The following is a 19,518-nucleotide window of genomic DNA, read 5'->3' on the forward strand; positions in this document are numbered from 1 at the left end:
CCACCGCCGCCGAATCCACCACCACCGCCGCCGCCACCACCAAATCCACCACCCCCACCGCCGCCGCCGCCTGCACCGCCGAGATTACCGACGTCTTGCTGGTCGAAGTCCGGAATCGGAACGATCAGGTCGCGGATGTCGAGCACCTGCGTCTGGACGTTCTTGGAGAGGTCCTCGACGCTGCTGATGGTGATGATGCCGTCGTCAACCGTGTAGTCGAGCTCGGCAAAGCCGCTGCCGAGCTGGTTGAGCGTCAGCTCGATGACCTTGCCCAGCGACGCACTGCCCGGCAGCTGCAGCGTGACCTCGGTGCCACGCTGGATGCCAGACAGCTCCAGCTCCGGCCAGTTGACGAAGATGCCCGCGTTGCTGGCGTTGCGGAGGAAGTCGACCACGTCGTCGAACGGCACCTGGTCGAACTCGACCGGCGTGTCGATCGGAGCCTCCAGCTGCGCGATCAGCGCGGCATCCGCCTCCTCGGCACCACGCTCTTCGGCGACGGTGCGGTCACGACGGGCGACCAGGTCCGGCCAGTCTTCGGGGTAACGGAGGATCTCGTCGTACGGAATGCGCTTCTCCTGCGCCTCGGTCATGACGCTGGCAACTTCCTGGCGGTAATCGAGGAAGTGCTTGCGCTGCCGGGCGAGCAAGGCCTTGTCTTCGATGAAGGGCCGAACGCCGATGGCGTAGTCGTTGTTGGGGTCGACCGTGAGGATCTGCTCGATGAGGGCGAGTGCGGCCTCGAACTTGCCGTCTTCGACCGCGAGCTGGGCGTCACGAATGAGCCGGCGAACCGTCGCGGCCTCGGCAGCCTCGCCTTCCAGCTGGCGCTTTCGGTCTTCGCCTTCGGCACGGCGACGCGCTTCGTCAACTCGACGTGCTTCAACGGTCGCCTCTTTTCGGTCGATCGCCAGGCTCAGGCCTTCGATCCGTGTGTCGAACTGGTTACGCGTCGCGGCTGAGAAGAGGAATGGGTTCGTGCTCGCCGCAACGCGAGCTTGCTCGACGAACGTGCGGGCCTGCTGGAACTCGTTCGCTGCGAGCGCTGCCTCACCGTTCTCGATCGCCTCGTCGAACTTGAAGGTGATCAGCTGCCGCTGGGCGTTCTCCTTGTCGATGAATGGTGTTGCCGGGGATTGGTTGGCCGCAGGTGCGACGGGGTCTGCGCCGGGCGCATCGTCGCTTGCGGGCTGGAAGCTGGGATTGAGTCGGGCGGCTTCCTGGTACGCGGCGCGGGCCTCGTCGGGACGACCGGCGTCTTCCAACGCCCGGCCACGCTCGAAGGCAGCGTTGGCTTCGCGACGGGCGGCGTCATCGGCGTCGGCGACGGGGGCCTCGGCACGCTCGGCCTCGCGGGCCAGACGCTGCTCGACCACGTCCAGCACCTGAGCGATCGGCGTCTCGAACAGCTCCGGCTCGTAACCCGCGGCTTCGGCCTTGGTCAAGAGCTCCTTGGCCTCGACGAATCGGTTGTCCTGCCAGGCCTTGATGCCTCGCAGGTAGTCGACCCGAGCGGCCGAAATCTCGGCGACCTCGGGAGCGGCTGGCGGCTCGATCATGACTTCCGGCTCGACCGGAGCCTCAGGCTCGACGGCGGCCTCAGGCTCTTCGACCGGTTCGACTGCCGGCGGCATGACCGGGTCCACCGGTGCCGGCGGGGCGACGGCCTCGGGTGCGGCAGCGGCGGCAGGGGCGCGACGCGTCGCGATCTCGCCGAGCAGCTGGTCAGGCGAGGCACCGAACGCGCCGGCCTGATAGTTGATCGCTGCGAGCGCAGCCAGCTTGACCTCGGCGTCGTCGAACCGCTCGGCCTCGAAATCGGCGACGGCCGAGTCGTAATACGCGCGGTCGCTGCCGAACTCGCGCGTGATCTCGTCGCGAAGCTCGGCCTCAGTCACGGCCAGCAACTCGGCAGCTTTCTGCTGCGTCGCGGCGTCGGCGAACCGGGCGTCGCGGGCTCGATCGAACGCGGCGGCGGCGACGGCGAAGTTGCCGGCCTCGAACGCGGCTTCGCCTGCGGCCAGATCGGCACGAGCCTGATCGCGACTGTCCAGGGCCGACGTCGCACGGGCCTGAAGCTCGGCGAGCTGAGCCCGGCCGGCATCGCTCAGGTTGGCCGGGTCGATCTGACCCAGAGCCTCGAGGGCGGCTTGATATTCAGCGGCACCGACGCGGAGTTCGGCGAGCTTGAGCAGGTCGGCATCGGTCGAGCCCTCACCGTCCGAGAGCAGCGCGGCCATTGCGGGCTGGATGACGAGCGGCGTGACGGGCGTGACCACGGCCACGACCGCCAGGGCGGCGGCTGCGACAGCGAGTCGGCCGCGACGGCGACGCGAGAAAGACGTGTGGCCGATCGACGAGGTGCGAAGCTGGGGCATGGCGGGCGGTGGTAAGGACGCCGGGAACAAGAAGGGGCCTCGACGCGTCCGAGGAAGTGCAGTGTCGGGGCGGCCGGGAAACCAGCGGTTCCGAGGCCAGGGTGTCGAAGGAACTCGACAGGCGGGTGGGAACGGGCGAATCGGCGATGACGGGCATCGCAGAGCCCTGAATGTCGCCGGGACGGGCGGGGGCCTTGGAAGGCGTGTCCCGGCAGGACGCTCGCCGTCGGCGTCGGCTCCTCGGGCCGACCGATCAGCGGGCGAACGCGACTCGTGCGTCGACCAGCCGGCCGAATCGAGGTGCGTCAGGGGCGGAAGATAACGGTGCCCGCAGATGACTGCAACAGCTTCCGGCCTGACAACTGCCTCTGGCGACGTCCGGTAGTCTCACGCACGCCACTACTGGCAGAGCCGCTCACGACGCTTCGGACGTGCATGCCCCGTACGCTGCCGCCATGGCGTCGCCGCTGTCCACGTTGCCTTCTAGTAAGACGTTCCTGTGCGTCGCCCCGCACCCTGACGACGCCGAACTGGGCATGGGCGGAACCCTCGTCACCCTCGCCCGGCAGGGGCACGACGTCGTCATCTGCGACCTGACCAACGGCGAGCCGACGCCCAAGGGCTCGCCGGAGATCCGAGAGCGGGAATGGACCCGAGCGACCGAGCTGCTCAACAAGGGCCTCGAAAAGCCCATCCGCCGGCACAACCTCGGCCTGCGGAACCGCGAGCTGCTTCACGACATCCCCAGCCGGCACGCCCTGGCGGCGCTGATCCGCGAGGTCCGGCCGGACGTCGTCTTCTACCCGTACTACCCCGACGCCCACCCCGACCACATCGCCGCCCACAAGATCGCAATCGACGCACGATTCGATGCGAAGCTGACCAAGAGCCCCATCCCCGGCGAGCCGCACCACCCGAAGCGGATCATCCAGTACTTCTGCACGCATCTGCGGACCGACATCGTCCCGACCTTCTGCATCGACGTCACCGACGCCTGGCCGACCAAAAAGGCGGCCTGTCAGGCCTACAAGAGCCAGGGCATCGCCGCCGACGAAGGCCTCTGGCCATACGTCGAAACCATGCACCGCTACCACGGCCACCGCAGCGGCGTCGGCTTTGCCGAGCCGTTCTTCAGCGACGAGGTCATCGGCCTGAGCGGGTTGTCGGAGTTGGTGTGACGTTCTTCGCTGACCAGCCGAAGACGGACACCAAGTACAGTTAAACCAACGTGCGGCGGCCGGTTCTCGCTTACGAGCATCCTCACAAGCCGTCGATCGACTGGCGAGGCTTAAAGCAGTCCGCATTCCTGTACGGCGTTTGGCTACTAATCGGAAATGCCGCCTTTTACTGCGGCTTTTACGGCGCTCTTCGAAGCCCCGATCACGCTTGTCTCTGCAGTTACGAACGCCTCACGCCCCTTGGGCACTCCGGCATTTTGCTCGCCACGGGCTTCGTTGCGTTGGGTGGCTGCTTGTTCTGCACCGCCTTCACGGTTCTCCGAGTTCAGCGAGATCGCTGGGGAATCGAGGTGTTTCCTGTCCTGTTCGCAGCACTGCTCGCAGCACTGGAGAGCCTCTCTTTCGCTGTCGAACGGGTTCGGTCCGCGTCCGGGTGTTGCGGCATCACTCTCTAGCGGAAGTCGCGTTTGAAGGTCGGCTCCCGTTTCGTCAGCACTCAGGCGAGGTCCCTCGGCTGCGCTCGGGATGACGGAGGTGGTACAACGTGTCGGTGGTGTCGGATCCGCTCCCCTACGCGTCGCCCTCGACCGAACTGCCGGGCTACCGCGGCGCTTGGGTCTGCACGTTGATGTGGTTCGGCTGGCTTGTCGTCGTCCACGCGTGGTTCTTCGGCGGCGTTGCCATTGGTCAGCGTGTCGAAGGCCAAACGATGCTTTTCAAGCCGGCAACCGGCACTGACTTCTGGGAGCGCTGGATGATCGATGCTCCGATCTACTTTGGCTTCTACGTATTGATCGGTCTGATCCTTCTGACATCAACGCTTGTCGCGCTTCGACGATGGTGCGTCGAGTGCATCGTCGCAGTTCCACTCGGTCTCTTTGCTGCCTTCATAAGCCTCATGGGCATGGCGAGGGCCGCGGACGTGGTTGCGCCGTGACGCATCGTCATAAACGGTGCGATTGGTACTCGAATCGGACGGTTTGCTTCGCTCGCGACTCCGTCCTGCGGGTCGTAGACCCGCGACTTGCGGGGTTTGGTGCTCGCGACGTCTCTATCGTTCCGCGATGGACCACGTGTCGCCCGAGGTGCTCGATGCTGCGGTCCAGGGGACGCGGCTGGCGGAGCCGGAGACGTTGCGGGGGCAGCTTGATCCACATCGGCCGACCTTGGTGAACTTCCTGAGGCACTTCGGGTGCTGCTTCTGCCGGGAGATCGTCAAGGACCTCCGCATCGCCAGCGAGCAGGCCGACGGGCACGGCGGGGAGCGGCGTTATCCGAAGGTCGTATTCGTCCACATGGCCGACGTCGCGACGGCGGGCAGCTTCTTCGGCAAGTACTGGCCCGGAGCGACGTCGATCAGCGATCCCGACAAACGCCTCTACCAAGCGTTCGGGCTTACACGCGGCACGCTGGGTCAGATGTTCGGCCCGTCGAGCTTCATGTGCGGCATCCGGGCGGTTCGCAAAGGCCACGGCATCGGCAAGGCCGTCGGCGACCCGTGGATGATGCCGGGGCAGTTCCTGCTTGAGCCGTCCGTTTCAGGTGAGTCCGCACGTATCTCCTGGCATTACGAAGCACGCCACGCGGGGGATCATCCGAATGTGGTGTCACTTGCGTCTGAGGGAGAGACGATTCAGGCATCACCGCGGTGACTTCGATTCAGCACCGAAGACGCAGCAGCAACAAGAGTCACGACAACTCGCTTAGCGGTGAGCGTCAGCGAGCCCGTCGGAGAGGCTCGCTCGCGCTCACCACTGAGCGGGGTCTTGAGACCCGCGGAGCCACCTCATCCGCGGGATGAACCAGCGCGGTAGAGCCCACGCTGCTCGATGAGCTCACGCACCGAGTCCGGAATGAGGTAGCGGATCGACAGTCCGCGAGCGAGGCGGTCGCGGATCATGGTGGACGACACATCGAACTGCGGCACTATGACCGGCCGCGTGGCAAGGTGCCGCACTTCGGGCGGCAGGGCGGCGACGTCGATCGGGTGGCCGGCGCGTGTCATCACGACAAATGAAAGAAGCGGATTCTCGCGATCCAGCAGCTCGGCCGCCCGGTGCCAGCGGGGCAGCGTGGGCAGAAGATCGCTGCCGATCAGCCACGCCGGCGGGTGACCTAGCTCGGCTGCGAGAGCCTCGGCGGTGTCGGCGGTGAAGCTCGGGCCGGTGCGGTGGAGCTCTCGATCGTCGACGACGAAGTCTGGGTCGCCCTCGACGGCGCGGCGAACGAGGTCGAGCCGGACCTCGGCCGCAGTCGCGGCGGCCTTGCCGGGCGAGGTGCCGGCGACAAGGAGGCGGACGCGATCGAAACCGGTGGCTTCTGCTGCTGCACGGGCGACGGCGAGGTGGCCGACGTGGATCGGATCGAAGCTGCCACCGAGGCAGAGGTCGCGTGGCGAGCCGGCCAAATCCGCAGGCTCGGCTTGCCCGGCCGGGGCGGTCGGCCTAGCCGATTTGGGCGAGTGGGAACTTCCTGTTGACACGAGCGTTTCTGCCAGTAACTTGCGTGGCCCGCCGCCTCCAGTAGACGGCCGGGCTCGGCACGCATAGCGGCTTTGGAGCGTTCAGGGGCGTTTGGCCCGTGGGCGATCGAAGTTTTTGCCGCCGGGCTGCGACTTTGGGTAACTTCAGACGTGCCGTTCTGGTTCGCCGGAGGTTACACCGCGAGTGGCAAGGCGTTTGCGGACGCACGTCACCTGCGGCCTGGTCGCAACCGACGATCGGTCGGCGACGAATGTCGCCTCCCGCCTTGGGTCACTCTAGGCCGGTTCACCGGTTTGGGGCGTTCAGGGCCCGACTGCGACGCGAGCTCGTCTCGCGACTCACCACTACCACACAAAGCCGGCCCGGCGGCAGCCGCGGCGAAACAAGACGGCGCAACCGACAGGACAGACTGATGAGCACCACCAAGAAGACGGCAACGGACGCCGCCGAAAAGAAGACCCTGGACCTCAAGCACCTGGACGGTGTTCTGGGGCGTCCGCTGCGTTCGCGCGTCGAGGTCCTCCTCGCCGAGGAGTTCGATTTCATGGACTCCGAGCAGTTCCAGCGCAAGGGCATCGAGAAGGAGCTGTTCGACGAGGACATCCCGCGTCTGCCGCTGGTCGACTGGTACCAGCCGACGCGTGACGACGCGTTCGAAAAGACCGACAACGTGAGTGCGCCGCAGCTCATGAAGCCGCCGGAAGAGCGGCTGATGTTCCTGCGGTTCAACTTCGCCAAGCTCAAGATCGGCCGCATCCAGCGTCGCATCAAGAAGAAGGGCCTGAAGAACCTCACCAAGAAGGACGCCCAGGAGCTGGTCGTCTGGTGCGACCGGTTTGAGCACCTTCGCGAATACCTCGTCCGCACGAACCTCGCCCTCGTCCTAGCCATGGCCAAGCGGACGCGGCTGGGCGACGTCGACTTTGCCGAGGTCGTCTCCGAGGGCAACATGGCCCTCATTCGAGCCGTCGATAAGTTTAACGTGGACAAGGGCTTCAAGTTCAGCACGTACGCGTGCCGGGCGATCCTGAAGGCCTTCAGCCGCACGGCCATGAAGCACTCGCGTCACCGCCAGCGCTTCCCGGTCGAGTTCGAGCCGGACCTCGAAAAGTCCAACTGGCTCGAGACCAAGCGTGGCGACGTCCGCGAGGACTGCGTCGTCGAGCTCAAGACGATCGTCGACCGCAACATGGCCGACCTGACGGACGTCGAGCAGACGGTCCTGAAGCGCCGGTTCAACTGGGAGCAGGACGTCAACAATCCGCTCACCCTGGAGCAGGTCGGCAAGATCATCGGCGTCACGAAGGAGCGGGTCCGCCAGATCCAGAACAAGGCTCTGGCAAAGATCCGCAAGCTCATGGAGGAAGGCGTCCTCCGGGCCGAGGCCCGCGAGCGTCAGCTCGACGGCGAGCAGCTTCGCGAGCGTGGCATCGAGCTGGACCTCCAGCGTCTCGAGGCCGAGTCGCGTGGCGAGCGGTTCGACCCATTCGCCGACGAGCCGCTGACCTACGACCCCGACGAGTTCGAACTCGACCTCGAGCCCGTCGAGGCGACGAAGGCCTGAGCGACCATCGACACCCTTTTCAGGCGACGTCACGCAAGTGGCGTCGCCTTTTTCGTTGGGCAAGTTGTCGGGTGCGACATCTGGGAAGTCGCGAGCTTTTCGCCTCGGCGTCGCGTACACAAGGTCTGTGACGAAGCTGTCCGATAACGCACCAGTGAACGACGATCTGCCGACCTTCCCAGAGTTGGAGTCGTGGCTGCCGCTGATGAAGCTGGCGATCCTCGAAGACCTCGGCGCCGAAGGCGTGGCCGGCGACGTGACGAGTCGGCTGACGATTCCTGACGACGTCGTCGGGACGGCGGCGCTGGTGCAGAAGTCGCCGGGCGTGACGTGTGGCCTGCCGGCGGTCGGGGCGATCTGCCAGTTGCTCGACGAGCGGCTGCATGTCGAGTGGCCCGACGTGCCGCTCGGAGAGGGCACGTTTAAAGAGGCGGCGTCGCGGCATCCGGAGGAGCTGCTGCAGATCACTGGCCCGGTGCGATCGATTCTCGCAGCCGAGCGGTTGATCCTGAACCTGTTGGGCCACCTCGGCGGGATCGCGACGTTCACGCGGCAGTTCGCAAGGCGCTGCGACGGCACGCGGGCTCGGATCTACGACACGCGCAAGACGAGGCCGGGCTTTCGGTCGCTCGACAAATACGCCGTTCGGTGCGGCGGCGGGTTCAACCACCGCGTCGGGCTGCACGACATGGTGCTGGTCAAGGACAACCACCTCGCGCTGGCCGGCGTGTCCAAGGGCAAGGCGCTGGCCAAGGCGGTGCAGGAGCTTGTGGAGCGCAGCCGGGCGGAGGACGCGACGCGGAAGATCGAGATCGAGGTCGACACGTTCGAGCAGTTCGAGCGGGTGCTGGACGTCGAAGGCGTCGACGTCATTTTGCTGGACAACATGGACTGCCCGACGATGACGCGCTGCGTGACGATCCGCGACGGTTCGCCCGGTGCGGCACGCGACGTCCTCCTCGAAGCCAGCGGCGGCGTGACGCTGGCAACCGTCCGCGACATCGCCGCAACGGGTGTGGACCGCATCTCGGTAGGTGCGATAACGCACTCGGCGCCGGCGCTCGACGTGTCACTGGATGTTGATGCTGCGTGACGTCGGAGCATCGACCTGAGTTGAGTCGATGTGAAGCCGAAGTCTGAGCGAAGCGATGACTCGGAGCGTTGTCGAAGTGCGTTCCGAGTCATCGCTCCGCTCAGACTCCGGCTTCGTCACGGTGTGTCGATCGAGCAAGTGTCCGTGTGGTGCGGTGGTTCGATCGCGACTGAGAGAAAATGGTGAAGCTGGGTTGCGTCTGCAGCTGCCGAATCGGACATCACGATCGACCTTGAAGCTGTGGCTTCTGAGGTTAAGCGAGACCGCGGCCAGGCCGATGCCTGTGCTGGCTGACACGAGGTCGGCCACCCGATGAGGCGCGTGTTTCGGAGCCGTCGTGCGAGCTTCGTACCGCGACGGCCGGTCGGCAGCGTTGTGCCGCGTTGCCACCGGGCACTTGCTTCTGCTGGCGGTTGCCGCAGGGGCGTCATCGACCCAGAGGACCCGACGCGGTCCAGAAGGAACAGGCCATGTTCAGCACCACTCTCTCGAATCGCCTCGACCGCGCTCGTCGCCGTCAGGGCAAGGCCAAGGGCTTCACGCTCGTGGAAATTCTGATCGTCGTGATCATCCTCGGCATTCTTGCCGCGATCGTCGTTCCTCAGTTCTCGGACGCCTCGGAAAACGCTCGTAAGAAGAGCGTGACCAGCCAGCTGCAGACCCTCCGCAGCCAGGTCGAGCTCTACAAGCTCGAGCACCGCGACGAGTTCCCCACCGATGACGGCACCGTCACCGGCACCTGGGACTGGGACATGCTCACCGGGACCAGCGTCGTCGACGGCAACACCTACGGCCCGTACCTGCAGGCCGAGCCGAAGAACTCGCTCAACGGCAACTCCACCGTTGCCAACGCTGCCGCCAGCGGAGTCGGGTTCGTGATCGATGCCAACGGCAAGCTGTTTGCCACCGGCAAGACCGACACGAACTACTTCAACGAAGCCGACGGCACCGAGGGCTCCTCGAACCCGGCCGGATTCGTCGCTCCCTGAGTGACCGGGTCGCTCGTCGCAGCGACCCACCGACCGATCCGTCTTCTCTCTCCCCCGGCGGCCGGCACAACAGCCCGCCGCCGGTTTTCGGCTGGACACTCGACCGTCCTCGCCACCTGCACGACAACGTCGTGTCACCTGCACGCCCGCCTCTTGCCAGGTCTGTCATGTCCAACGAATCCGCCACCAAGTCGACCGGCACCCTTCGCCTCCTCGCCGGGCTCCAGGCACTGACGCTCGTCGCTGTCCTCGCCCAGTCACCAACCACCGCCCCGGCCCACGGGACCGTCCCGACGCTCCCCAACGCGGCGGCCCAGCGGCAGACGATGATCGATGTGCTCCGACAAAACGCCGAGCAAGCCAAGGCGTCGTCTACCCAGCTCGACACCCAGCTCAAGCGGATCGACGATCGCCTCCGCACCATGGACGGCCGACTCGCCGCCGTCGAGCAGGTCGCCAGCGACCTCAGCGAGAAGGAAGGCCAGTGATGCGACGCCCCGGTCTTGGCTTCACCCTGGCCGAGCTGCTTGTGACCGTGGCGATCCTCGGAATCGTCGGGACCATGTCGCTGGCGTACATCGGCGGACGTGGCGACCTGAAGGTCAGCACGGCCGCCCGTCAGGCCGCGTCGTGCCTGCAGTACGCCCAGAACCTCGCCATCGCCCGCGGCGAGCCGCACTACGTCGTCCCCGACCTCGCACCCGGCGGCGACTCGCTGGACGTCGCCACCTGGGACGGCAGCGGCTGGGTCGGCGTCGACCACCCCGTCGAGCCCGGCCCACTGCGCCTCGACTTCACCAAGCTCGACGGCGTCGTCAGGACCGATAACACGTTCAACGATCAGCCCGTCGTTGGCTTCGATTCGACCGGTGCCCCGTTCACGACGGAATTGACCAACAACGCCCACGTCCCCTTCGGCAGCCCGGCGGACCTCATCCTCAAATCGGGTGACCACGAGCTCAAAGTCCAAATCGAGCCCGTGACAGGTGAAGTGACCATCATCAAGTAGCACCCCCATCGCTTCCCTGCGAAAGAGTGCCAAAGCGTTACTGGTCATTTGTTTAGCGGTGAGCGAAGCGAGCCTCTCCTGGAAAACCCCGGATCCAGCGTCGCTCGCTGCTCGTCAGCACAACACCCGATACCGCAAACCTGCAACTTCCCTCGCTTCGATGAGTATTAACCTCGAGGCACCGCACCGGCGGTGTCATCGAGGGCGATTCGGAGGTGCGATGTCGAACCAGCGTGCACTAGACGAGGAACGACCAGCGGCAAGGCCCAGCAGCTCGGGACGCGTCTCGTCCGCTGCTCGGTTAGCATCGCCTGCTCCACGTCGTCGGATGCCGGTCCGACGCTCGCTTTCGCCGCGAACGCCAGCCGCCCCGACGCCCACTTTGGACGCCCAGGACAAGCAACCCGACGTCACCCGGCCGAGTTGGGCCGATCCGGATGTGCCGGCCGTGCGAGCGGACGATCGCGTCTCGCCCGGCGGGCCGACGTACTTCGAAAAGGCCGTCGAAGAGCACGGCCGGCGACTGCTTGGCATCGCCCGCGGCATCGTCGGCTATCGCGCCTCGGGTGAAGACGTCGTCCAGCAGGCTCTAACAAATCTCTACCGCCACCGCGAGCGGTACGACTGGCGTCAGCCCGGGCCGTTGCTCAAGCGGGCCACGTTCAACGAGGCGCTTCGGCTGCTCCGGCCGCCGAAGATGACGCAGATCGCCGACGACTCTGCCGGCCGCGACGCGCGGAACAACCGCGAACGCGGCACGGCACCCGACGAACCGATCGAGCGCAACGAGACCGTTGCCCGCGTCCGCGACGCGATCGATGAGCTGCCCGAACACTTCCGTGCTGCGCTCGTTCTGTGTGAATATGAGGGGATGAGTTACCAGCAGATCAGCGAGACGCTGGGCTGCAGCATCCCGCAGGTCAAGACGTGGCTCCACCGGGCCCGTCGTAAGCTTGCCGACAAGCTCGGCCCGTACGTTGAGGGGCAACGCGCCGACGGTTGAACACCGCCAGCCGCACCCACAGGTCAGACCACCACCGATGAGCGATAGCAACCTTTCCCCTTCGACGCCCGACGATCAGGCCGACGCTTCGGCCAGCGGTGCGTTCGACTTCTACGTCGAGCAGCTCGAGACCTACCTCGACGGCGAGCTCGAACCGGCCGAGGCCGAGACCGTGCGCCAGCGTCTGGCCCAGGAACCCGCATACGCCGCTTCGCTCGCGAGGCTCAAAGCCCAGCGTCATCTGCGGATCGACACGCTCAGCCAGGACGGCGACGACGCCGCAGCCGCGCGGCTGAACCAGTGCGCCTGCGCTTTGGCCGCGCCGGGTGAGGCGTCGCCGATGCGCATCGGTCCGGCGAAGCACGTCTGGTGGCTCGGCCTTGCTGCTGCCGCCTGCGTGATGGCGGGCTTCGGCGTCGGCACGTTCAGTGGCCTCGACTTCGGCACGTCGCCCGCTCCGATCATGAGCAATCCGATCCCCGCCGGCGATAACCCGGGCCTTGTCAGCAACCCGGGCGACGATGAAGCCACCGTCCAACCGGCCGACAACCCGTCGCAGCGACCGGAGTGATCCTTCCTACCGGTTGCGAACGACCCGTCGTCTAACCGCGTGACTGATCACCGCGGCGACTCGCCGCCCGCCTCGGCCATCGCCGGCTCGAACATCTTGGCCGCCAGCAGTCGACGCCATGCTTCTAGGAACGGCAGCTGGTTGTAGCGATCGGGGAACTGTTCGCGAAGGTTCCTGCTGACTTCCGGGTACCACTTCGAGTCCATCCCGGGGAAGAGGTGGTGCTCGGTGTGGTACGAGAAGTTGAAGTGCATCGCGTCGACCCAGCGCGGGACGATGACGCTGGTCGAGGAGCCGACCGGGTCGCTCTCGTCGTGGATCGGGTGCAGGAAGTGGTTCGTGAAGACGTAGGCCATCACCACCGATGACGCGACGGCCCAGGCGAAGGGGCCGACCAGGAGCCAGCGGACCAAGTCGAACCCGACGACGGTGAAGGCGAGTGCTTGTATGAGCACGATCACGCCCAATTCGATCGCGATCGAGCGCCGCTGCTTCGCGTCGTACTTCGGCGCGGCCGGCAGGGTTCCCCAGTGCCCGCCGCTCAGGGCGGCGATGATGTTCCGCATGATGTAGCCGACGAACTGCAGCGGCACGAGCGGGCTAAAACGATACCAACTCTTCTGCGGGTGAAACGCAGCCGAAATCGCGGTGTTGCGCTTGTTGACCTCGTCGGTCATCCAGCGGCGGTCCGGATCGTCGGGCGTGTTGGTGTTTCCATGGTGCGTGATGTTGTGAACCTCGTGCCACATTGTCGACGGGATGCCGAGGAGGCCCATGACGCCGGTCTCGACGACCCGTTTGACCTTGCCACGCTTGAGGATCGCGTTGTGCGACAGCTCGTGGGCGAGGAATGCCAGGCACGCCATGCTGTGCCCCGCGACGATGCCCAGGATTGGCCAGGCCCACCAGTCGAGATAGCGAGCGGCCACCCACGCTGCGACGACGATCAGCAGGTGGACAATCGCCGGAATGAGCTTGCGCGGGCTGCGCTTGAACGCCTCTTTCGGCATCATCGGCCGAATCGCGGTGGCATAGAAGCGGTGCGGGTTGGCCGGAGGCGTAGCGGTTGCGGCTTGGGTGCTCAAGGCGTTCGTCGTGAAGGTTCCAGCGTCGTGAACAGGTCGCAGCGCGGCGGCCCGTGATGCGGACGATCCATCGCCCGATTAGCTTCGCGTTGTTTTAGACGCTCACCAGTCGGCCAGCGTTCAATTCGTTCCTTGCGACGCCTCCGCCGTGAATTGATCCAGCTTCCCGTGCGTCGGAAACGCCAGCAGCATCGCCCCGACCAGCAGCGTCGCCAGGCCGAGCGACAGGAGTTGGCCTTCGAGCAGCAGGGCGACGATGTTGAACAACGCCGGCCCTTCGAGGACGGCGAAAGTCACCAAGGTGCGTGTAAGGAACCGCCCCTGGACCGTCCCCTGCGCCTGCCGGCCGACGATGGTCCCGATCGGTCGATGGGCCAGGAGTGCGGCCGCGGCGATCGCGGCTGCGAGGTACGCCACCATCGGATCCTCACTCTCGCTCGGCCCGATGATCAGAACGACGGCCGCGAAGACCACAACGCATGCCAGAAAGCCCGTCGCGACAAACTTTGCTGAAACCAGCGTCTGCTCGGGCGACATGTCTTCGGCCATGCCAGACGGTACAGCGCGCTCGCGCCCTGGCAGCAGCGAGAGGTCGTTTCGGCGGACGTCAGTCCCCCAGCGTTGCCGCCATCAGCGACGTGTCGTCCGCGGCAATCTCGATCAGCTTCAATGGGCCGGCCTTGGCTTCGTGGACGAAGAGGCCTTCGGAGACGTCGACGTCGGGCTCGCGGGCGTCGCGTTCGAGCGCGATCACCAGAAGACGCGGGCCTTTCGGACTGTTGGCCAGCAGCACGATCTCACCCGGGTCCATCAACGGACCGGCGAGACCTTCGGGATACGACCATCCCAGAAGCTGCACCGACGCCGGCAGCTTCGCAACGGCCAGAGCGTGGCCATCGAGGGCGTAGGCGAGATTGTCGTTGAGGTCTTCGGGCGCACACGTCCAGTCGGGCTCGAAGTCGCCCTCGGCAGCGGCCGCGTAGGTCTCGCCGGCCGACGCGTACACCGGCAGCCTCGGCGGCAGTTGGGCGATCTGCTGATGCGTGCCGCCCACGATGGTCGGAAGGAGCCCCTGGAAGGTTGTGATGCCGACGACCAGCACCGCCGCCAGTGCGAGGCCGGCGCGGAACATCGGGCGACGCCACATCGGCAGCGGCGCTCCGACGTCGGCCTTGTCACCTGTGTCTTCGGCGCCGTCAATGTCGGCATCGATCCACGCGAGAACGTCGTCCGGCGTGACGCGACGCGCCTGCTGCTCCGGGTCGAACGCCTGCCGAAGCGTGGCGTCGAGCTGGCGATGATGTTCGGGATCAGCGGGCATGATGCTCGGTCCCTCCTGTGTCCCGTTGTTCATAGTTACTCTCTCTTGCCGGCTCGTGTTCCAAAACGGCAGCCGGGGAGCCGAGGTGTCTGGCCAGGCGTTGTCGGCTTCGATGGACGTGGCTCATCGCCGTCGCGGGCGGAATCTCGAGTGCGTCGGCAATCTCGTCGTACGACGCCTCCAGCACGACGCGCATCAGAAGGCACGCCCGCGGCGTCTCGGCCAGCGCCAGGAGCGACCGGATCAACGCGTCGCCCAGGCCGAGCCCTTCGAGGTTCGCAATGTCCGCGTCAGCCGTCGTCGGCTTCGGAGCGATGACGCGATCGGTGTCGAGTCCGGAATCAGGGCGTTTCTTGCGTCGGCGAGCCAGCGCACAGTGGTGCGCGATTCGGCAGATCCACGCGGCGAAGTTGGTCCCGACCGCAAACGTCTCACGACGACGCCACGCGACCGCGGCGGCCTCCTGGACGACATCGTCGGCACCGTGACGGTCGAGCAGCACGCCCATCGCCACCACCCACGCCCGCCTCGACGCATCAGCGAAGAGGCGGGCGAAGGCGTCTCTGCCAATGACGTCCGTGACGCGCGATGAATCGGCGCTGTCCGGTGGCGACGATGGCAACGTCACGGGCTTCTGCCTGGTGGCGAAATGGGAAGCATTTTCCACAACCGGAAGTGATGTTAACCCAATCGCAGCGATCATCGTCGGCGACGCAGTAGCACGCCCGCCGCAGCAAGGCCGAGCGCCGCGACGCCCGGTTCCGGCACCGCCTGGGTCGGCGAGCCATCGAGCGTCGTAAAGAACCACGGCCCGAAGTTGCCGTTGGCATCAGTGGGCGAGGTGTCGTTGACGAACTGGTAGAGCGGATTGCCGTTGACCAGCACCCACTGCAGACCCAGCGCACTGTCCGGATTCGTCAACAGCGAGAAGTCAGCGGTCACCTCATCGGGAATGACGAGGTCGGCGAGGGTTGCGTTGCTTTCGAGGTAGACCCAGCCCCAGGTCGATCCGGTGAAGTCGGGATCGTTCGGCTGCGGATCGTCGAAGTCGGGGGCGAACTGGTAGACCGTCCGCGTGTCAGCAACCGCCGGCCCGCCGGGCGTCTGGCGTTCGACGGCGCCGGTGATCTGGAGGATCTCGCCGCCCTCGGGCAGCGTCAAGACGGAGATGTCAGCCGCGTTAGCGGTTGCGGCAAGACCAGCAACGACGGAGGCGGTGAGGAGAAGAGAAGACTGCATGAGCGTGTCTGCGAGTTGGAAAGAAAGGCCGACGACCAACGCCGGCTCTGCGGGCTCATGCCTCGAGGTCGGGTGCTTCTTGCATTGGTGGAAGTTTTTCGTCTGGTACCCGCGATCGCACTCCACCGTTGGGGCCGTGAGCAGCACAGGGTGGCGGGCGCCATTGCATGTTGGCGAATGATCCGCCTGGGTGCCGGCGTTGGTGACGCGTTGGTTGTCGGAAAGCGATCGCGAACGTCTGTGTGCTGCTTTCGATTCGCCGCAGAAGTGCGGATTTTTGGTCGCCGAGCGTGGCGGTTTCTGATTGGATGCGGGTATGACTTGCCGAGCGTTCGTGTGGATCGTTTGCTTCTGCCTCGTCTCCTTTCCGCTGTTCGCAGAGGCACGGGAAGCCGAGACGATTTACTTCGGTGGGCCGGTCCTCACGATGAATGATGACCTGCCGCAGGCCGAGGCGGTTGCGGTCGCGGATGGGACGATTCTGGCGGTCGGCGATCTCGACCAAGTCATGCAGCATCGTGGGGAACGGACGGATCTCGTCGACCTCGAAGGGCGGACGATGGTGCCTGGGTTTGTCGACTCGCACGGGCATGCCTTCATGGTCGGGCTTCAGGCGAGCGTCGCCAATCTGCTGCCACCGCCGGATGGCGGCGTCGACTCGATCGACGGGCTTGTCGAGACGTTGACGACGTTCGCGGCTGAGAATCCGGAGACCGTCGAGCGGCTCGGCTGGATCGTCGGCTTCGGCTATGACAATGCCCAACTCGTCGAGCAGCGTCATCCGACACGCGACGACCTCGACCGCGTCTCGACCGACGTGCCGATCGTCGTCATCCACCAGTCGAGCCACCTCGGCTCGGCCAACAGCAAGGCACTCGACCTGCTCGGCATCAGCGCCGACACGCCGGATCCCAAAGGTGGCAAGTTCCTTCGACGCGACGGCACCAACGAGCCCGATGGCCACGCGGAGGAGTATGCCTTCTTCGCCATGCTCGGCGGACTCGCGGGCAACTTCGACGACGATGTCAGCGACGCGTTTGTCGAGCGAGGGACGGCCATGCTCGCGTCGTTCGGCTACACAACCGCACAGGAAGGCCGAGCCAATGCGGATGCGATTGCCGCGTTTCGAAGGGTGGCTGCTCGGGGCGACCTGCGGATCGACGTGGCGATCTATCCGGACATTCTCATGCTCGACGATGAGGTGCCAACGCGCGAGTACGCGGACGGCGTGCGGATCGCCGGGTACAAGTTGACGATCGACGGCTCGCCTCAGGGCAAGACGGCCTGGTTGAGTCGGCCTTACTTCAAGGTGCCCGATGGCCAGCCCGCGGACTACGCCGGCTATGCCGCGATCACGCCGGAAGCCGCTCACGCCGCGATCGACAAGGCCTTTGCCAACGACTGGCAGCTCCTGGTGCACGCCAACGGTGATGCGGCCATCGACACGATGATCGCGGGCGTCGACATGGCCCGACAAGCACACCCGAACGTCGACGGCCGTCCCGTGCTCATCCACGGCCAGACGCTCCGTCACGATCAGGTCGCCCAGCTTGATCGGCTCGACATCTTCCCGTCGCTCTACCCGATGCACACGTATTACTGGGGCGACTATCACCGCGAGTCGGTGCTCGGAAGCGAACGCGCAGAGAACATCTCGCCGACAGGCTGGGTCCTGGATCGTGGCATGCGATTCGGCACGCATCACGACGCACCAGTCGCGTTGCCCGACTCGATGCGTGTCCTTTCCGCGACCGTCACGCGCCGTTCGCGAAGTGGCGACATCCTCGGCCCGCAGCACCGCGTCGACGTGATGACTGCCCTGAAAGCGATGACGCTCTGGCCGGCGTTTCAGCACTTCGAAGAAGACGAAAAAGGCTCCATCGAGCCGGGGAAGGTGGCAGACTTGGTGATTTTGTCTGCCGACCCGCGCGAAGTCGCCGAGGCCGACTTGGCCGGTGTGAAGGTGTTGGAGACGATCAAGTCGGGCCGGACGATCTACACGCGCGACGAGCAGGCAGCCCTTCATCTGCCGCCGGCACTGGGTCTCTTCGCCCACGAGCCACACAGGCACGACCACGCGCACGCACACGCCGCCACGGCCGACGGTTGCTTCAGTCCGGCCGTGGACATCATTCTCGACGTGATGGACCGCGACTGAAGTCGTTGCGTGCGTTTCGTCTGCAAGCGAGGACGGCTGACTTGTTGGTGTACATCAGTCGATTCGCCGGCTGTGCGCCGCGCGCGGGTTCTGCCCGAACCAGCCGTGGACGCGTCGGACGTGGTCGTGTTCTTTCCGGCCGCCGGTGGGTCGTTGGCGGCGCGGTGTGGTTCGTGGGTGAGACCGTGCGGGAGCGTGCTGCTCTGCCGCTTCGCGCGGGGTCATGCCGAAGGCGTCGCGAAAGGCACGGGAGAAGTGCCGCGAGTCGCGAAAGCCGACGTGGTCTGCAAGGCCGGCCAGATTGATGGCACTTGCGGGCTCTGTGTTCAGCACGTCCATCGCGACGGCCAGACGTCGACGGCGGAGGTAGCGTCCGATCCCGCCGTGGCTGCGGAACAGCCGGTAGGTCGTCGCGCGGGAGCAGTGGAATCGCGCGACGAGGTCTTCGACGCCGACGTCCGGGTTGCCGAGGTGATCTTCGAGGTGACGGATCATCGCATCGAGCAGCGCTGGCTCGACGTGCTCGGGGTTCGCCGGGCGACCGTCGGCCGCATCGAGCAAGCCGCCCAGCAGGCCACGCAATCCTGCCCCGACGGCCGACGCCTGATCGACGGTGACATCGGGCAGCGTGCTCCACGTCGTCTCGATCGCTGTCGCCAGCACTCGGCCCGCCGGCGAATCTCGATGCCACCACACCGCCGAGCGTCCGCCCAGGTCCGGCCGAGGGCAGAGGTGTCGCGGGATGAATAGGCTCAGCTGATCTGCTGCCGTCGCGTCCTTGGTGTAGCCGTGCCGCCAATCCGCCAGGACGATGCGGTCGGGCCGAACGACGTAGGAGCCTTTGTCGTCATCGACGCGTTCCTCGCCGCGGGTCAGCATGTGCACCGCCCAGCCGTCGCCGGCGTCACTTCGTGCTTGTTCCGAACTTCGTACAAACTGCGTCGCCCCGTAGGCCGTCCTGCCGCAGACGACTCCGCCGACGTCGGCGAACTCGACGTCGCATTCGAAGTCATCGGTCGTCTGCCTCGCGGCGGTGTCCATGACCGGTCGGCACAGCTCGTGCCACATGTCGAAGCCGTCGGTCGGCCTTCGCAGCGTCACGCGTGGCAACGGGTGACGCTCGGGGAGGAGCTTGCCCTTCGCCATGGCTAATGGTTGAGCCATAACTGTGAGGAAGGCGCTAGTGAGCCATTTTGAGACACGGCGCACAAGATTTTGAGACGCCACGCGCTCCCATCATCTGCTATCTTCGCAAGAACTCGCGAGGAGGACTGGGAGAAAAGCATGCCAAGCACGAGATCCGCACACGCCATCGTCATCGCCGCCAGCTTCCTCGCCACTTCGTCGGCAGGGGCGGCCGTTTTCGACGACGGCGGCACGACCATCATCAATTCGACCGTTAATGACTTCATCGAAGTCTCCGACGGTCCAGGCGGGCTGCCGACGA

At 65.8% G+C, this 19,518-nt stretch carries 19 protein-coding genes; 11 read left to right on the forward strand and 8 right to left on the reverse strand.

All coding sequences use genetic code 11. From position 1 onward, the window contains the following. The coding region (locus AAGI46_07365) for a tetratricopeptide repeat protein (GenBank protein ID MEM1012025.1) at positions 1–2,378 on the reverse strand (2,378 nt) is incomplete at its 3' end. 455 nt (positions 2,379–2,833) lie between these two features. Between AAGI46_07365 and AAGI46_07370 the strand changes: the two genes are divergently transcribed. The 3 genes from AAGI46_07370 to AAGI46_07380 all read left to right on the forward strand — a co-directional run bounded on the left by AAGI46_07370 (position 2,834) and on the right by AAGI46_07380 (position 5,208). Then, complete coding sequence (locus tag AAGI46_07370; protein MEM1012026.1) at positions 2,834–3,556, forward strand: PIG-L family deacetylase; 723 nt, start codon at positions 2,834–2,836, stop codon at positions 3,554–3,556. A 553-nt stretch (positions 3,557–4,109) separates the two neighbouring features. Next, on the forward strand, positions 4,110–4,493 hold the full coding sequence (locus tag AAGI46_07375; protein MEM1012027.1) for a hypothetical protein: 384 nt from the start codon (positions 4,110–4,112) through the stop codon (positions 4,491–4,493). Between the two features lie 127 nt (positions 4,494–4,620). Continuing rightward, complete coding sequence (locus AAGI46_07380) at positions 4,621–5,208, forward strand: SelL-related redox protein (protein ID MEM1012028.1); 588 nt, start codon at positions 4,621–4,623, stop codon at positions 5,206–5,208. 134 nt (positions 5,209–5,342) lie between these two features. Here AAGI46_07380 and nadD read toward each other — a convergent pair whose 3' ends face one another. Beyond that, complete coding sequence (gene nadD, locus AAGI46_07385) at positions 5,343–5,963, reverse strand: nicotinate (nicotinamide) nucleotide adenylyltransferase (protein ID MEM1012029.1); 621 nt, start codon at positions 5,961–5,963, stop codon at positions 5,343–5,345. Positions 5,964–6,451: 488 nt separating this feature from the next. Here nadD and AAGI46_07390 point away from each other — a divergent pair, with 488 nt between their 5' ends. The 7 genes from AAGI46_07390 (at position 6,452) to AAGI46_07420 (ending at position 12,268) form a co-directional block, all read left to right on the forward strand. Beyond that, positions 6,452–7,603, forward strand: coding sequence for a sigma-70 family RNA polymerase sigma factor (locus tag AAGI46_07390; GenBank protein ID MEM1012030.1), 1,152 nt, complete (start codon positions 6,452–6,454; stop codon positions 7,601–7,603). Between the two features lie 127 nt (positions 7,604–7,730). Beyond that, the gene (gene nadC / locus AAGI46_07395) at positions 7,731–8,696 is read left to right on the forward strand and encodes a carboxylating nicotinate-nucleotide diphosphorylase (GenBank protein MEM1012031.1); all 966 of its coding nucleotides are present in this window, start codon (positions 7,731–7,733) and stop codon (positions 8,694–8,696) included. Between the two features lie 470 nt (positions 8,697–9,166). Continuing rightward, complete coding sequence (locus tag AAGI46_07400; GenBank protein ID MEM1012032.1) at positions 9,167–9,685, forward strand: prepilin-type N-terminal cleavage/methylation domain-containing protein; 519 nt, start codon at positions 9,167–9,169, stop codon at positions 9,683–9,685. A gap of 167 nt (positions 9,686–9,852) precedes the next feature. Next, positions 9,853–10,173 (forward strand): hypothetical protein, encoded by a 321-nt coding sequence (locus tag AAGI46_07405; GenBank protein MEM1012033.1) that lies wholly within the window; start codon positions 9,853–9,855, stop codon positions 10,171–10,173. Beyond that, positions 10,173–10,694 (forward strand): GspH/FimT family pseudopilin, encoded by a 522-nt coding sequence (locus AAGI46_07410; GenBank protein MEM1012034.1) that lies wholly within the window; start codon positions 10,173–10,175, stop codon positions 10,692–10,694. The genes AAGI46_07405 and AAGI46_07410 overlap by 1 nt, the downstream gene beginning before the upstream one ends. 328 nt (positions 10,695–11,022) lie before the next feature. Continuing rightward, positions 11,023–11,697, forward strand: a complete 675-nt coding sequence (locus tag AAGI46_07415) for a sigma-70 family RNA polymerase sigma factor (GenBank protein ID MEM1012035.1) — start codon at positions 11,023–11,025, stop codon at positions 11,695–11,697. 37 nt (positions 11,698–11,734) lie between these two features. Further along, positions 11,735–12,268: a hypothetical protein gene (locus tag AAGI46_07420; protein ID MEM1012036.1), complete on the forward strand. Its 534-nt coding sequence runs from the start codon at positions 11,735–11,737 to the stop codon at positions 12,266–12,268. 47 nt (positions 12,269–12,315) lie between these two features. On the opposite strand, the gene AAGI46_07425 is transcribed toward AAGI46_07420, so the two are convergent. From AAGI46_07425 to AAGI46_07445, 5 genes are all read right to left on the reverse strand, one after another. Continuing rightward, complete coding sequence (locus AAGI46_07425; protein MEM1012037.1) at positions 12,316–13,353, reverse strand: fatty acid desaturase; 1,038 nt, start codon at positions 13,351–13,353, stop codon at positions 12,316–12,318. 120 nt (positions 13,354–13,473) lie between these two features. Beyond that, entirely contained in the window at positions 13,474–13,902 is a 429-nt protein-coding gene (locus AAGI46_07430; GenBank protein MEM1012038.1) for a hypothetical protein, read from the reverse strand. Between the two features lie 58 nt (positions 13,903–13,960). Next, positions 13,961–14,674 (reverse strand): hypothetical protein, encoded by a 714-nt coding sequence (locus tag AAGI46_07435; protein MEM1012039.1) that lies wholly within the window; start codon positions 14,672–14,674, stop codon positions 13,961–13,963. After that, positions 14,664–15,302 carry an RNA polymerase sigma factor gene (locus tag AAGI46_07440; protein ID MEM1012040.1) on the reverse strand — a complete coding sequence of 213 codons (639 nt, stop codon included), beginning with the start codon at positions 15,300–15,302 and terminating at the stop codon, positions 14,664–14,666. Before AAGI46_07440 ends, AAGI46_07435 begins: the two co-directional genes overlap by 11 nt. Positions 15,303–15,373: 71 nt before the next feature. After that, on the reverse strand, positions 15,374–15,913 hold the full coding sequence (locus tag AAGI46_07445) for an MYXO-CTERM sorting domain-containing protein (protein MEM1012041.1): 540 nt from the start codon (positions 15,911–15,913) through the stop codon (positions 15,374–15,376). Between the two features lie 334 nt (positions 15,914–16,247). On the opposite strand from AAGI46_07445, the gene AAGI46_07450 reads away from it, so the two are divergent. Further along, the gene (locus tag AAGI46_07450; protein MEM1012042.1) at positions 16,248–18,071 is read left to right on the forward strand and encodes an amidohydrolase; all 1,824 of its coding nucleotides are present in this window, start codon (positions 16,248–16,250) and stop codon (positions 18,069–18,071) included. Between the two features lie 54 nt (positions 18,072–18,125). Here AAGI46_07450 and AAGI46_07455 read toward each other — a convergent pair whose 3' ends face one another. After that, positions 18,126–19,217 (reverse strand): AraC family transcriptional regulator, encoded by a 1,092-nt coding sequence (locus AAGI46_07455; protein ID MEM1012043.1) that lies wholly within the window; start codon positions 19,215–19,217, stop codon positions 18,126–18,128. Positions 19,218–19,518: the final 301 nt, after the last annotated feature.

The organism is Planctomycetota bacterium, assembly GCA_038746835.1.
Classification (GTDB): domain Bacteria; phylum Planctomycetota; class Phycisphaerae; order Tepidisphaerales; family Tepidisphaeraceae; genus JBCDKH01.

What these genes read in the sequence shown, in the direction of transcription:
- AAGI46_07370 (MEM1012026.1), top strand. Translation starts at nt 2,834, where the DNA reads ATGGCGTCGCCGCTGTCCACGTTGCCTTCTAGTAAGACGTTCCTGTGC.
- AAGI46_07380 (MEM1012028.1), top strand. Translation starts at nt 4,621, where the DNA reads ATGGACCACGTGTCGCCCGAGGTGCTCGATGCTGCGGTCCAGGGGACG.
- AAGI46_07390 (MEM1012030.1), top strand. Translation starts at nt 6,452, where the DNA reads ATGAGCACCACCAAGAAGACGGCAACGGACGCCGCCGAAAAGAAGACC.
- AAGI46_07400 (MEM1012032.1), top strand. Translation starts at nt 9,167, where the DNA reads ATGTTCAGCACCACTCTCTCGAATCGCCTCGACCGCGCTCGTCGCCGT.
- AAGI46_07405 (MEM1012033.1), top strand. Translation starts at nt 9,853, where the DNA reads ATGTCCAACGAATCCGCCACCAAGTCGACCGGCACCCTTCGCCTCCTC.
- AAGI46_07410 (MEM1012034.1), top strand. Translation starts at nt 10,173, where the DNA reads ATGCGACGCCCCGGTCTTGGCTTCACCCTGGCCGAGCTGCTTGTGACC.
- AAGI46_07415 (MEM1012035.1), top strand. Translation starts at nt 11,023, where the DNA reads ATGCCGGTCCGACGCTCGCTTTCGCCGCGAACGCCAGCCGCCCCGACG.
- AAGI46_07420 (MEM1012036.1), top strand. Translation starts at nt 11,735, where the DNA reads ATGAGCGATAGCAACCTTTCCCCTTCGACGCCCGACGATCAGGCCGAC.
- AAGI46_07430 (MEM1012038.1), bottom strand. Translation starts at nt 13,902, where the DNA reads ATGGCCGAAGACATGTCGCCCGAGCAGACGCTGGTTTCAGCAAAGTTT.
- AAGI46_07435 (MEM1012039.1), bottom strand. Translation starts at nt 14,674, where the DNA reads ATGCCCGCTGATCCCGAACATCATCGCCAGCTCGACGCCACGCTTCGG.
- AAGI46_07445 (MEM1012041.1), bottom strand. Translation starts at nt 15,913, where the DNA reads ATGCAGTCTTCTCTTCTCCTCACCGCCTCCGTCGTTGCTGGTCTTGCC.
- AAGI46_07455 (MEM1012043.1), bottom strand. Translation starts at nt 19,217, where the DNA reads ATGGCGAAGGGCAAGCTCCTCCCCGAGCGTCACCCGTTGCCACGCGTG.